The sequence below is a fragment of the Sphingomonas sp. OK281 genome, assembly GCF_900115295.1.
In the GTDB taxonomy this organism is placed as follows: Bacteria; Pseudomonadota; Alphaproteobacteria; order Sphingomonadales; family Sphingomonadaceae; genus Sphingomonas.
This window is the reverse complement of the sequence record NZ_FOVZ01000005.1, coordinates 231,857-244,951: the sequence shown is the minus strand read 5'-3', so window position 1 is coordinate 244,951 and position 13,095 is coordinate 231,857. Positions and strand designations below refer to the sequence as shown.

Sequence of the window (13,095 nt, the reverse complement as noted above, 5' to 3'; positions counted from 1 at the left end):
GTCGGTGCCGGCGTGCTCTTTCACCCCCAAAGTCCAGAACGACCGCGGAGAGGAATTGCGATGACGAGGTCCCTTAACGGCAAGGTCGCGGTGGTGACGGGCGCAGGCTCGGGCATCGGTCGCGCGATCGCCATCCGGCTCGCCGAGGATACCGCCAAGGTCGCCATCTGGGACATCAATGCAGCCGGCGCCGCCGATACCGCGAAGATGGTCGAGGACGCAGGCGGTACGGCGATCGCCATAGATGCGGATTGTTCGGACAAGGCGGCGATCAAGGCCGCCGCCGACCGCACCCGCGCCGAACTCGGGCCGATCGCGATCCTGGTCAACAACGCCGGGATCGCGCCGTTCACGCCGTTCCTCGACATCGATGACGACCTGTTCGACAAGGTCATCCGCATCAACCTGCGCGGCCCCTATCTGCTGATGAAGGAAGTCGTGCCCGACATGCTGGCCGGCGGCTGGGGGCGGATCATCAACATCACCTCCTCGTCGGTGCAGACCGGATCGCCCGCGCAGGGCCATTACGTCGCGTCGAAGGGCGGCCTGATGGGCATGACCAAGGCGCTCGCGCTCGAATTCGCCGCGAGCGGGATCACCGTCAACATGGTGCCGCCCGGCTTTATCGATACGCCGATGCTCCGCGCCGCGCCGATCGACGCCGATGCGTTCGCCAAGACGTTGCCGATGAAACGGATCGGACAGCCCGAGGATATCGCGGCGGCCTGCGCCTATCTCGCATCGGAAGAGGCGAGCTACATCACTGGCCAGACGATCAGCACCAATGGCGGCCGCTACATGGGCTCGCACTGACCGTCATGCCACAGATCGGGCTTGCGCGGGCGCCGCAGCTCGACCCGGTCCGCGCCGATCCGGTTTGCACGCCTCCGCTCGACCCTTATGGTCGGGCGATGACCACGAAACGCCGGATCGGCCCCGATACCTCCGAAACCTACGCCCTGATTCTCGACGCCGCCGAACAGGTAATCCGCGACGAGGGCTATGCCGCCGCCAGCAGCCGGCGGATCGCCACGCAGGCGGGACTGAAACCCTCGCTGGTTCATTATTATTTCCCGACGACGGACGATGTTTTCCTCGCGGTGTTCAAGCGCGGTGCTGCGCAGAGCGACGCGATGATCGAGCGTGCGCTAACCGGCGACGACCCGCTCCGAGCGCTTTGGCAATTTTTCGCGGATACCAGCCGCAATGCGCTCGCGCTCGAATTCGTCGCGCTCGCCAATCACCGCAAGGCGATCGGCGCGGAGATCGTGGCGCACAGCGACGCGATGCGTCGGCGCCAGGCCGCGATGATCGAACGGCTGCTCGGCGAACGACTCGGAACCGACGGCGCGACGCCGATGGGCTTCAGCTTCGTGCTCGCAGGCATCGGCCGTGCGCTGGCGATGGAAAGCGAACTGGGCATCACGTCCGGCCACGCCGACGCGCGCGCCTTTGTCGAAGCCTGGCTCGACCGACTCCTGCCCGCAAGGCTTGACGCGATCGATTAAAAGTGCTGAACACGTGTTCAGCAACATTTGGAGAGGAACCGACATGGCCACTGCTGCACTGGACCGTCCGTTGAGCATCGTCAGCGAAGAGATCAAGCCGTCGATCGGCACGCGCATCCTGAACACCAAGGAAGAACTGCTGGACGGCCAGCTCGGGCCGGAGCTGAAGGAATTGCTGCAGGAGCGCGGCATCCTCATCTTCCCGCAGATCAATTTCACCGATCAGGAGCAGATCGCCTTCACCAAGACGATGGGGACGTTCGCGTCCGAAGTCCGCGACGGCGAAGAGGAAGTGATCCACAAGATCACGCTCGACGAGAAGGAAAACCCGCAGAGCGCGGCGTTCCTGCGCGGCTCGCTCTACTGGCATATCGACGGTACGATGAACAAGGTGCCGATCCTCGCCTCGTTGCTGTCGTGCAAGAAACCTTCGCCAAAGGGTACCGGCAACACCGGCTTCGCGAATACCTATGCCGCCTATGAGGCGCTGCCCGAGGAGCGTAAGGCGGAGATCGCCGACCTTCGCGTCAACCACGGTGCCTGGGCGTCGTTATTCTATTACAGCCCAGAGCCGAGCATGAAGATGCTCGATATCATGCAGGGCATCGGCGAGCAGGAACTGCCATTGGTGTGGACGCACCAGTCGGGCCGCAAGTCGCTTGTCCTCGGCAATACCGCGATCAACGTCGTCGGTATGTCGCCCAAGGAGAGCCAGCGCACGCTGCACGGCCTGCGCGAATGGGCGACCGGCGAAGAGTTCACGCACAGCCACGAGTGGACCGCGGGCGATCTCGTGATCTGGGACAACACCGGCACGATGCACCGCGCCGAGCCCTATGACGCGACCTGCGGCCGGATGATGCATCGCACCAAGTTGCAGGGCGAAGAGCCGTTCGAATAATAACCGCTCGAACAATATCGCCAGCATGATGTGCGCGGCCTCCGCCCTTTCCGTGGATACACGGGCGGCGGGGGCCGTTTTCGTTCTACACGATAAGAGGGAGACGCATGATGGGGCGGTTTCGCATTGAACTGGTCGACGACGCAAAAAGCGGCATGGTCATGGCCGAAGCGTTTGGCCCCGATGGCGCGATGATCGCCAATTCTCAACCGATCTACCACAATCGCGCCGAGGCCGAAGACGCCATCGTCGCAACCATCAAGCAGGCGTGGCCTGATCGTTCGCCCGACGCGGTGGATCCCACGCTCGGTGTCTGAAGCAACGGATCAACCGAAATTCTGACGAGCGCGCGCGGAGTGATAGGGCTGTGATGTTTGGCGCACGCTGAACGTGTGCGTCGAAGACCGAGTGAAACTGATTAGGCCGGGTTGCGGGTTCGGTTCGATGAACTCCTCCCGACCCGCCGGTGCCAATTGCATTACGTCATGCTTCGCACGACTGTAGGTCGGTCTCTCGGCCTTCGCCCGCTGGCAAGTGCTGTAAGGTGACCGAGGGCGACTAAACGAAACAGCGGTAACCTGATGTCGCCTCCTTGCCGGAGCGAAGCATTTTTCGCGTGTTGTCGGGCAAAGCTTGGCGGACGAATATCGTCCGGCTTTAAAGAAATCATCCGAGGCGCCGCCCCCGGCGGACGCGGAAGTCCAGTCGAGGACGGATGCCACCGACGCATTCTGGCGATTGTTTAGGTCTTTCCTTGCGGGCCCCAACCTTAGCACAGGGGGTGTTACGCCCCGTTACGCCCGATTATGCAGCGCTCTTTGGCGCAGGCAGGCTCAACAATGCGACGCTGCTCGCGATCATGAATGCGATCGTCAGCCAGAGGAACGGCGCATAGCTACCGTACCGGTCGAAGACCGCCGCCGCCCCGAGCGGTCCGGTGGCGGTGCCGATCGATAACGCAGTCAGCAACCCTCCATAAAGTCCGCCGAAGCTCTTCAACCCGAAATGCCGCGTCGTCAGATAGACGATGACGTCCACCTCTGCGCCCAGGGTCAGCCCGACGAACGCCGCGGCGACCATCTGGCCTGCCACCGTGCTGCCGACCGTGAGCAGCAACAGGCATCCGATCACCGGCAGCATGAACACGACCGCACCGACATAGGATGCGCGGAAGCGATCGAGCAGCAGGCCCGTCGCCAGTCGTCCGACGATCGAGAATAGCCCGACCAGCGAGACGATTCCCGCCGCCCCGAGCGGGGTCGCGCCGCGATCGGTGAGGATCGGCACGAAATGCACCACCAGCGCAATGATCGTGAAGGTGAACAACAGGCTGGCGATCAGCAACCGGAGGTAGATGCTGGATCGCAGGCCCTCCCCCAGCGTGACTCCGTCAAGCACTCGGCGGTCGGCTTTCCTGGTAGCCGCTACGCCGCGCGACGCATCGTGCGCGCCGCGGAAGAACAGGAATATCACCGGGAACGCGATTGCCGCCCAGACCCCGCTTTGGATCGCGACCGCGGTTTGCCAGCCATATCGCGCGATCAGCCAGGTCCCGAGCAACGGGAAGACTGCGACGGCAACCGACGCGCCGCACAGCGTGATCGCGAACGCCAGTCCACGCGACGCCTCGAACCGCGTTGCCACCGCGCTGGTCCAGACCGTCGCCTGGACCGGCAACGTCGCGAGCGCGATGATGCTCCACAGGCCATACCAGTTCGATGCCGTGCCACTGGCCGTACCGAGCAACGCGAACGCACCGCAGGTAAGCAGCATACCGATGAGCCCGAACCGCCGCGGACCATAGCGATCGACCAGGAGTCCGATCGGCAGCGCGAACACAGCCTGCACCAGCGTCGACAACGTCAGCCCGACCGTCACCTGCGTGCGCGACCAGCCGAACGTCTCGGCGATCGGTGCGATGTACGGCCCGAGCCCGTAGATATGGATGACGCTGGTTGCATAGCCGAGCGCAGCGGCGATCGGCAGCATCGGATGCGCGCGCCACTCCGCCGACGCGCTGATGGTAGGTGCCGAAAGGGTCTCCCGGCCCCCGCTCACGACGTCGATCGCGGCGCGCCGACCCCCATGAACTTCGCCAGATTGTAATGCAGGCTCGCCACCGACCGCTCCATGTACGGATTAGGCTGCGTTCCCCGGAAACCGATATTCTTCATGCCCTGCTGGACCGCCGCCATGTTGGCGAAATCCTGCTGGAGCACGGGCGGCCAATCCTCCGCTGCGGTATATTCCCAATTCGTCTCGGGCGCCTCGCCCTCCGGGTACAGTTCGTACACCGCCGCTTCGAAGATGCACTTGTCGGGGTCGTCGCCAAACGGCTTGGCGCTGTAGCAGAGCATGTTGTTGACCGCCTGACCGATCTGGAAGTTCGGGAATACCTGCCAGGCGGTTCCTGCCTTCGCCGTATGCGACGGTTCCACGGTGGGCCAAATGACGCCGCGCGCCGCATCCGTGGCACGTGCCGACTGGATCCAGTGACGCGAGACGTCCATCGCAGGGGTATCCTCGGGAAGTTCATCGATCAGGCGGTTGGCCGCCTCGACCAGCGTCCGCGTGGTATTCGTATTGGCGTTGGCCCAGGTGAAGTTCTGCAGTTCGGCGGTCGTCACGCGCGCATCGCCGGTGCCGACGCGGAGCTTGCCCGAATCCTCCTCCATGCCCTTGGGGGCTTCATAACCGATGTTGGTATGCAGCCCGTGGTTGTGCGCCCAGCCGCGGAACTGGCCGAAATCGTTGAATTCGGGGTGCGTGCTGAACACGTGGTAGGTCTCGGCGAAGGCCTCCATCGCGACCTTCCAGTTGCAGTCGAACACGATCCACTTGCGCCACCGCGGGCGCATGTTCTGCAACCCGTACGGATCGAGCATTGCCGGCACCGGATCGAGGAACTCGGCGAGCGGCGCCGCGGTCGAATCGAAGTTGATCCAGATCCAGCCACCCCAGGTGTCGACCTGCACCTTGCCGAGGCTGGTCCGTTCCTCGGTCAGCGCGCCCTGCCAGTCGTCCTGATGCTGGATATAGGTGCAGCGCCCCTGGAGATTGAAGGTCCATGCGTGATAGCCGCAGATGAAGTTCGCCGCCTTGCCGCGCGCGTTATGCTGGCCTGCAGGCACGTCGACAAGGCGGCGACCACGATGCGGGCAAACATTGTGATAGGCGCGGAGTTCGGTTTCGCTGGTGCGGACGATGATGATGCCGTCGCCGCGGATATCGTAGGTGATGAAGTTGCCGACCTCGGCGATATCCTCGAGGCGACCGGCCTGGAGCCAGGTACGACGCCACAGGCGGTCCTGCTCGGCGACCGAATAGTCCTTCGACACATAAGCATCCACCGGCACGGTCACCGGCGCGAGAAGATCGTCCGCGGTCTCGACGATCCTGGTCATCTCGTTCATCGCGCGCCCTCGCTATCTTAAAGGCGCACTATAACAAGGTCATCGCGCAACCCGTATCGCTACCGCGATTTCCAGTCGGGCGTGCGTTTTTCCGCAAACGCTCGCGGCCCCTCCTGCGCGTCCTCGCTCCGATACGTCGACTCCGACGCCGCGCGTGCCGCCTGCAACGCCGCCGCGCGTCCCATTTCGGTCGCGAGCATCACCGTGTCGCGCCCTGCCTTAACCGACAGCGGCGCGCCGTCGAGGATTTCTCCGGCCAGTTCGAGCGCCTTGGCCATCAGCTCCTCGGGTTCGGCGACGCGGTTGACGAGCCCGATCTCATAGGCGCGCTGCGCGGTGATCGGTTTTCCTGTGAGAATGATCTCCATCATGATCCGCTGTGGGATCATATGGATCAGCGGCGCAGCCCAGGGCGAACTGCGGCCGACCTTGACCTCGGTGATCGCGAACCGAGCCGCCGTGCTGGCGACGCACAGGTCACACGCCTGCGCAATCATCCAGCCCCCGGCGAACGCAACGCCGTTGACCGCGGCGATGGTCGGCTTCGACACCTCGATATTATCGCCGGGGACGGGGAACATGTCGCGCGGCGGCACCTGGAGCCCGCGCTCGACCATCTCCTTCAGGTCGCCGCCCGCGCAGAACGCTTTCTCGCCCGAGCCGGTAAGGATCGCGACACGAAGCGAGGGGTCGCGCTCGAACCGATCCCACGCCGCGAACAGCCCGTCGCGGATGTCCTTGCCGAGCGCATTGCGTTGATCTGGCCGGTTAAGCTTGATGATCGCGATGCCATCGGCGCGCGCTTCGAACAGGACGGCGTCGGTCATAATCGGCTCCGAGAAATGAATGGGTTCACGCGGAGACGCGGAGTACGTTCCGCTCGCCGAAGGCGTCTCGAACATAACAGACTGTCCCTCATATTTGACGATAGAGCGACATCATGGCTGCGCCGCAAGTGCACCATCTCCGCGTGAACATCGCTTAAAATCCCCGCTGCTGGATAGCGTACGCCGCTTGCGACAGGCCTTCTCGGAAGTCGGGATGGGCGATTGCGATCAGGCGGCGAGTGCGTTCGGCGAGCGTCTGGCCTTTCAGTTCGGCGGCGCCATATTCAGTGACGATCACGTCGACATCGCTACGCGCAGTTGTCACCGGGCCCGACAGAGTGGCCACGATCTTGCTGAGCGTGCCGCCCTTCGCGCTGGACGAGAGCGCGATGATCGAGCGGCCCCCGGGTGATCGGGCACCGGCGCGGACGAAATCGACCTGGCCGCCGGTGCCGCCCATATAGGCCGAGCCCGATTGTTCGGCATTGACCTGCCCCGTCAAATCGACCTCCAATGCCGAATTGATCGTGACCAGACGCGACAGGCGTCTGAGTACCGCCGCATCGTGCGTGTAGCCAGTCGGCGTCATCCGGATCGCCGCGTTGCGATGCGCCCAGTCGTACAGCCGCCGCGTGCCGATCAGCGCGCCGTTGATCGACACGCCCGCGTCGATCTCCTTCCGCGCATTGGTGATGACTCCGGCCTCGACTAGTTCGACCAGCCCGTCGCCGAGCATCCCCGAATGCACCCCCAGATCCTTGCGATCGCCGAGCAGCCGCAGGATCGCATCGGGCACCGCGCCGACGCCCGTCTGGATCACCGCGCCGTCGCCGATATAGGCCGCGCAGGCACGCGCGATCGCCTCGTCGGTTTCCGTGACCTTGCCGCCGGCGACCTCCACTGGCGCACGCGAAACATGCACGACAACGTCGATCGCCGACGCGGGAATCGTTTCGCCGGGACTGTACGGCACCCGGTCGTTGACCTCGGCGATCACGACGCGCGCCTTGTCGACCGCGGCACGGACGTAATCGCTGATCAGCCCACAGCTGTGATTGCCGTCGGCGTCCGCCGGGCTGACCTGGATCATCGCGACGTCGCAGCCGATCACGCCCGCTGCGATCAGCGGCCCGACCTGACTGACATGGACGGGAATCACCTGGAGCTTGCCCGCCTTGGTCATGCTCCTGAGTTCACCGATCGCTCCCATGCTCGACAGCGCGAAGGCGTCCGCCGTCTCGGGCGTGAACAGCCCGGAGAAACTCGTCGCAATGAACGCCGACAGATCGCCTATGCCGGCGCCCTGTGCGATCAGCGCCTCGACGAGAGTCGTCGGCTCGCCGCACGCCTGCCCGAAGACGATGCGGTCGCCGCGACGTAGATACCGGGAGAGATCGATTGTCACGCGCGACCGACCTGCCTGAGCAGATGTTCCGCACGCGACAGATACGGCCGATCGAGCATCCCGCCCTTGTAGCCGATCGCGCCGACACCGGGGTTCGCCGCGAAGATGTCGACGATCGCCTGCGCGTCGGCGATCTCGTCCTCGGTCGGCGTGAAGGCGGCGTTGATCACGTCGACCTGCGCCGGATGGATCGCCAGCATCCCCCGATAGCCGTCGCGGCGAACTTTCTCGGCGCGCGTCTTCAGCGTGTCGAGATCGCGGAAATCGCCCTGGATCGTCTCGATCGCGGTCACGCCCGCGGTCGCCGCGCCCAGCAAGCACATCGACCGTGCGAGCTCATAGGTAGAGCCGTAGCTGCCATCGGGATTGCGGTTCGAACTCGCGCCGATCGAATCCGCCAGATCCTCCGCCCCCCACGTCAAGGCAACCACGCGCGGCGCGCCCTTATAGTCGCCGGTGTGGAACATCGCCTCGGCGGTCTCCGTCACCAGCACGATCACCGGCGTCGACCCGACATCGATCCCGTTCGCCGCCTCGAACGCGGAGAGATAATGGTCGAGCCGATCGACATCCTGCCGGCCGTAAACCTTGGGCAGCATGATCCCGCCAGGGTGCGCAGGCATGACCGCCGCGAGATCGGTCAGCGTATACGGTCCATCGAGCGGGTTCACGCGCACCCAGATGCGAACACGCGCGGGGTTGTCCTTCACGAAATCATGCACGATCCGGCGCGCGAGCGGCTTGTTTTCGGTCGCGACGGCATCTTCGAGATCGAGCAGGACGATATCCGCGCTGCCCTCGACCGCCTTGGTCATCTTGCGCTCGCTATCACCCGGCGCGAACAGCCATGAGCGCATCTTGAGCGGCGGTGCGTCGGACATTCGTATCCCCTCGTTCCCGGTCTCCCGCGTTCGGGAAAACGGCTTATGCGTACGCTCTTGTCAGTAGCTCTTGGGCAATTCCAGCACCTTTTCGGCGATGAAGTTCAGGATCATGTGCGGGCTCACCGGCGCAGTCCGCGGGATCAGCACCTCGCGCAGCAGCCGTTCGACATGATATTCCTGCGCATAGCCCATCCCGCCCAGCGTCAGCATCGCAGTGTGGCACGCCTCGAACGCGAACTCCGCCGCCAGATACTTGCCGGCATTTGCCTCGACCCCGCAGTCCTCGCCCTTGTCGAACTTGGTCGCGGCCTGCATCACCATCAGGTTCGCCGCCTCCAGCTGCGCCCAGCATTTGGCGAGCGGATGCTGGATCCCCTGGTTCATGCCGATCGGCCGATCGAACACGACCCGCTCGCGAGCATAACGCGCGGCGCGCTGGATCGCATTGCGGCCGATCCCGATCGCCTCCGCGCCGAGCAGGATGCGCTCGGGGTTCAGCCCCTTCAGGATGATCCGGAACCCCTGCCCCTCCGCGCCGATCCGATCCTCGTCAGGGATGAAGAGGTCGTTGATGAACAGCATGTTCGATCCGACCGCGTGGCGCCCCATCTTGGGGATCAGCCGGTGCTCGATCTTGCTGCGATCGAGCGTGGTGTAGAACAGCGTGAGCCCGTGCGTCTTGTTCTCGACCTCGTCGATCGGCGTGGTGCGCGCTAGCAGCATCATCTTGTCGGCGATGTGCGCGTTGGTGATCCAGATCTTCTCGCCGTTGACGCGGTAGCCGCCGTCGACCTGTTCGGCGCGCGTCTTCAGCTTGGTTGTGTCGAGCCCAGTATTGGGCTCCGTCACGGCAAAGCACATCTTCTCCGCGCCCGACAGGATGGGCGGGATCATCCGCTGCTTCTGCTCCTCGGTGCCGAACATGTCGATCGGCTCGAGGCTGAACACCGGGCCGTGGATCGTCGAAGCCGCGGTCATTCCGCCGCCGGCCTCGGCGACCGCCTGCATCATGATCGCCGCCTCGGTTATGCCGAGCCCGGCGCCACCATACGCCTCGGGCATCGCCACGCCGAGCCAGCCCGCTTCCGCCATCGATTTGTGGAAGTCGTGCGGATAGACGCCCTCATGGTCGCGTTCGAGCCAGTAATCGTCCGAGAACAGCGCGCATTGCTTCAGCACCGCGTCGCGGATGTTCTGCTGGTCCTGGGTAAAGGCAAAATCCACGGGCGATCGACCTTGTCTGGCGAGATATGTAAGCCCGGCGGCTAGCAGTCACCTCCCGGTGCGACAACGCGAGCCCCGGACCATCCCGCGACATATCGCTCCGGCGAATGGATTCGGCATCTGCGGTGCTCTAGTTCCGATCGATGTTCAGTCCTGCAATCCTCCCCCGCAAGGGGGAGGTGGCAGGCATAGCCTGACGGAGGGGGAGGCAGTCGCCACGTCCGTTTCGTATCCCCCCCTCCGTCGCCGTCGGCGCCACCTCCCCCTCGCGGGGGAGGATCATAAAAGTAGCGGAACCCGATCAATGGGAGCGGTTCATGGAAAGTAAGGCAGGCCACGGCCCCCTGTCCGGCATCAAGGTCGTCGACCTGACGAGCATCGTCTTCGGCCCCTACGCCACGCAGATCATGGCCGACATGGGTGCTCACGTCATCAAGGTCGAACCGCCCGCGGGCGACGATGCGCGCTACATCTCGGTCGGGCCGGAGCACGGGCTCGCGGGCGTGTTCGTCAACGTCAACCGCGGCAAGCGCAGTATCGTCCTCGACCTCCGCAGCGAAGAGGGCAAGGCGGCACTCCGCAAACTGATCGCGCGCGCGGACGTGTTCATCCATTCGATGCGCGCCAAGGCGATCGCCAAGCTCGGCTTCGACTATGCGGCGGTCGCGGCGATCAATCCGAACATCGTCTACACCAATTGCTATGGCTATGGCCGCGACGGGCCGGAGCGCGACCAGCCCGCCTACGACGACACGATCCAGGGCGAATGCGGGCTGGCGGCCGTGCAGCAGATGCTGACCGGCGAGGCGAGCTATGTCGGGACGATCGTCGCCGACAAGGTCGCCGGGCTGACCGCGCTGTATGCGACGACGATGGCGCTGTTCCACCGCGAACGCACCGGCGAGGGCCAGGAGGTCGAGGTCGGAATGTTCGAGACGATGTCCTCGTTCATGCTGGTCGAGCATGCCAACGGCGCGATGTTCAGCCCCAAGCTGGGTCCGGCGGTATACCCGCGCGTCGTCGCGCCGGGACGCCGGCCGTACAAGACGCGCAACGGCTATATCTCCGCGCTGGTCTATAACGATCGCCACTGGAACGCCTTCGTCGGCGCGGTGAAGCCGGCTTGGGCGGGCCCAGACATGGCAACGCTCGGCCAGCGGGCCAAACAGATTGACCGGATGTACGGCCTGCTCGGCGAGACGTTCCTCGAGCGGACGACGCAGGAATGGCTCGACCTGTTGCGGACGATCGGCGTGCCGGCAACGCCGATCGGGACGCCGGACGACCTGTTCGACAACGCGCACCTGAAAGCGGTCGGCTTTTTCGAGACGATCGACTCGCCGAACGGGCCAATCACCTTTCCGGGCGTTCCGGCAAGCTTTTCGAGGACACCGGGCAAGGTTGCGGGGCCGGCGCCCACGCTGGGTGCGGACACCGATGCGATATTGGCCGAACTACAGACGGGAGAGCAGCGACATGGGTAAACTGACCGGCAAGGTTGCCGTCGTGACGGGTGCCAGCCGCGGCATCGGTAAGGGCATCGCGCTTGCGCTGGCCGAGGAGGGCGCGACGGTCTACGTTACCGGCCGGTCGGTCGCGGCGGGCGATCACGCGCTGCCCGGCACCGTCGGCCAGACCGCGGCGGAGTGCGACGCGCGCGGCGGCAGGGGAATCGCGGTTCAGGTCGACCACGCCGACGACGATCAGGTCGCGGCGCTGTTCGAACAGGTCGCACGCGAGCAGGGCCGGCTGGACATCCTCGTCAACAACGCCTTCGCGCTGCCCGAGGACCTGACCGAGCCGGGGACGTTCTGGGAAAAGCCGCTGTCCAACTGGCAGATGGTCGATGTCGGCGTGAAGTCGAACTTCGTCGCGGCGTGGCATGCGGCCAGGATAATGGCGCCGCAGAAATCGGGGCTGATCGTCGCGATCTCGGGCTATGTCGGCGTCACTTACACCTATGGCGTCGTGTTCGGCACCTGCAAGGCCGCGGTCGACCGGATGGCACGCGACATGGCGATTGATCTGCAGCCACACGACGTGACGTCGATCTCGCTGTGGCAGGGACTGACCTTCACCGAGCGCGCCAATCGCAACATCGAGAACAACCCGGCGATGAAGGCGAGCATCGTCACCAATCCACTGGTCGGTTGCTCGCCCGAATTTCCGGGGCGCGTGATCGTCGCGCTCGCGACCGACGACGCGGTCACGCGGCATTCGGGCGGGACCTTCATCACCGCCGAACTGGCACAGGAATACGGCGTGACGGATATCGATGGGAAGATCATCCCGTCGCTGCGCGAACAGCGTGGATCGCCGATCTGGAAACCCATAGCGGAGCAACCACGATGACCGACCCTTTGGTGCGCCTCGGCGAGCTTCTCGACCGACAGGATATCCTCGACGCCTTGACCCGGTTCGCGCGCGGCATGGACCGGTTCGACCGCGACGCGTTCCTCTCCGCCTTCCACGTCGATGCGGAGATCGCCGCGGGGCCGTTCGTCGGCCAGCCCGCCGCGCTGTACGACTGGGCGCGCGACCTTCACGATCACGGGCAATCCGCGACGCAGCACGTGTTGCTCAACCATAGCTGCGACCTCGACGGCGATACCGCGCATACCGAGACCTATTATTTGTTCGCCGCGCGCAACCGCGACGACAGCAACTGGATCGCGGGTGGCCGCTATATCGACCGGTTCGAGCGTCGCGACGGCGCTTGGCGGGTCGCGAGCCGGAGTACGGTGATCGAATATTCGGGTTTGCTGCCGACGCTGCCAATCCCGTTCGGGGATATCCCGGGCATCGATCTCAACGGCATTGTCGCGCGCGATACGAGCGACCTCTCGTATCGCCGGCCGCTGACGAACCTGCGCGAACCGTTCGTCCCATCGTAACAAACAAAGATTGTTTCCCCGCGAAGGCGGGGACCCAGT

The 13,095-nt window shown here is 64.6% G+C and carries 13 protein-coding genes; 7 read left to right on the top strand and 6 right to left on the bottom strand.

The annotated features are described in order from the left end of the window. The first annotated feature begins 60 nt into the window (after nucleotides 1–60). The 4 genes from BM244_RS17800 to BM244_RS17785 all read left to right on the top strand — a co-directional run bounded on the left by BM244_RS17800 (nucleotide 61) and on the right by BM244_RS17785 (nucleotide 2,726). Nucleotides 61–813: an SDR family NAD(P)-dependent oxidoreductase gene (locus BM244_RS17800; protein ID WP_093400256.1), complete on the top strand. Its 753-nt coding sequence runs from the start codon at nucleotides 61–63 to the stop codon at nucleotides 811–813. Between the two features lie 98 nt (nucleotides 814–911). Next, a complete protein-coding gene (locus BM244_RS17795) occupies nucleotides 912–1,508 on the top strand; it encodes a TetR/AcrR family transcriptional regulator (RefSeq protein ID WP_093400398.1) in 597 nt (198 codons plus the stop codon). Between the two features lie 43 nt (nucleotides 1,509–1,551). Next, complete coding sequence (locus tag BM244_RS17790) at nucleotides 1,552–2,409, top strand: TauD/TfdA dioxygenase family protein (protein ID WP_093400255.1); 858 nt, start codon at nucleotides 1,552–1,554, stop codon at nucleotides 2,407–2,409. A gap of 107 nt (nucleotides 2,410–2,516) precedes the next feature. Beyond that, nucleotides 2,517–2,726: a hypothetical protein gene (locus BM244_RS17785; protein ID WP_093400254.1), complete on the top strand. Its 210-nt coding sequence runs from the start codon at nucleotides 2,517–2,519 to the stop codon at nucleotides 2,724–2,726. Nucleotides 2,727–3,213: 487 nt separating this feature from the next. Here BM244_RS17785 and BM244_RS17780 read toward each other — a convergent pair whose 3' ends face one another. From BM244_RS17780 to BM244_RS17755, 6 genes are all read right to left on the bottom strand, one after another. After that, nucleotides 3,214–4,467 carry an MFS transporter gene (locus BM244_RS17780; protein ID WP_254784540.1) on the bottom strand — a complete coding sequence of 418 codons (1,254 nt, stop codon included), beginning with the start codon at nucleotides 4,465–4,467 and terminating at the stop codon, nucleotides 3,214–3,216. After that, entirely contained in the window at nucleotides 4,464–5,822 is a 1,359-nt protein-coding gene (locus BM244_RS17775) for an aromatic ring-hydroxylating oxygenase subunit alpha (protein WP_093400253.1), read from the bottom strand. The genes BM244_RS17780 and BM244_RS17775 overlap by 4 nt, the downstream gene beginning before the upstream one ends. Before the next feature lie 59 nt (nucleotides 5,823–5,881). Next, nucleotides 5,882–6,649 carry an enoyl-CoA hydratase/isomerase family protein gene (locus tag BM244_RS17770; protein ID WP_093400396.1) on the bottom strand — a complete coding sequence of 256 codons (768 nt, stop codon included), beginning with the start codon at nucleotides 6,647–6,649 and terminating at the stop codon, nucleotides 5,882–5,884. A gap of 154 nt (nucleotides 6,650–6,803) precedes the next feature. Next, the gene (locus tag BM244_RS17765; RefSeq protein ID WP_175518274.1) at nucleotides 6,804–8,054 is read right to left on the bottom strand and encodes an acetyl-CoA hydrolase/transferase family protein; all 1,251 of its coding nucleotides are present in this window, start codon (nucleotides 8,052–8,054) and stop codon (nucleotides 6,804–6,806) included. Further along, entirely contained in the window at nucleotides 8,051–8,935 is an 885-nt protein-coding gene (locus BM244_RS17760; protein WP_093400252.1) for an HpcH/HpaI aldolase/citrate lyase family protein, read from the bottom strand. Before BM244_RS17760 ends, BM244_RS17765 begins: the two co-directional genes overlap by 4 nt. 60 nt (nucleotides 8,936–8,995) lie before the next feature. Further along, nucleotides 8,996–10,162 carry an acyl-CoA dehydrogenase family protein gene (locus tag BM244_RS17755; protein ID WP_093400251.1) on the bottom strand — a complete coding sequence of 389 codons (1,167 nt, stop codon included), beginning with the start codon at nucleotides 10,160–10,162 and terminating at the stop codon, nucleotides 8,996–8,998. 317 nt (nucleotides 10,163–10,479) lie between these two features. Between BM244_RS17755 and BM244_RS17750 the strand changes: the two genes are divergently transcribed. From BM244_RS17750 to BM244_RS17740, 3 genes are read left to right on the top strand one after another with little or no spacing between them, the layout of a single operon-like run. Further along, entirely contained in the window at nucleotides 10,480–11,646 is a 1,167-nt protein-coding gene (locus BM244_RS17750; protein WP_093400250.1) for a CaiB/BaiF CoA transferase family protein, read from the top strand. Beyond that, nucleotides 11,639–12,514: an SDR family NAD(P)-dependent oxidoreductase gene (locus BM244_RS17745; RefSeq protein WP_093400249.1), complete on the top strand. Its 876-nt coding sequence runs from the start codon at nucleotides 11,639–11,641 to the stop codon at nucleotides 12,512–12,514. Before BM244_RS17750 ends, BM244_RS17745 begins: the two co-directional genes overlap by 8 nt. Further along, complete coding sequence (locus BM244_RS17740; protein ID WP_093400248.1) at nucleotides 12,511–13,056, top strand: nuclear transport factor 2 family protein; 546 nt, start codon at nucleotides 12,511–12,513, stop codon at nucleotides 13,054–13,056. Before BM244_RS17745 ends, BM244_RS17740 begins: the two co-directional genes overlap by 4 nt. Nucleotides 13,057–13,095: the final 39 nt, after the last annotated feature.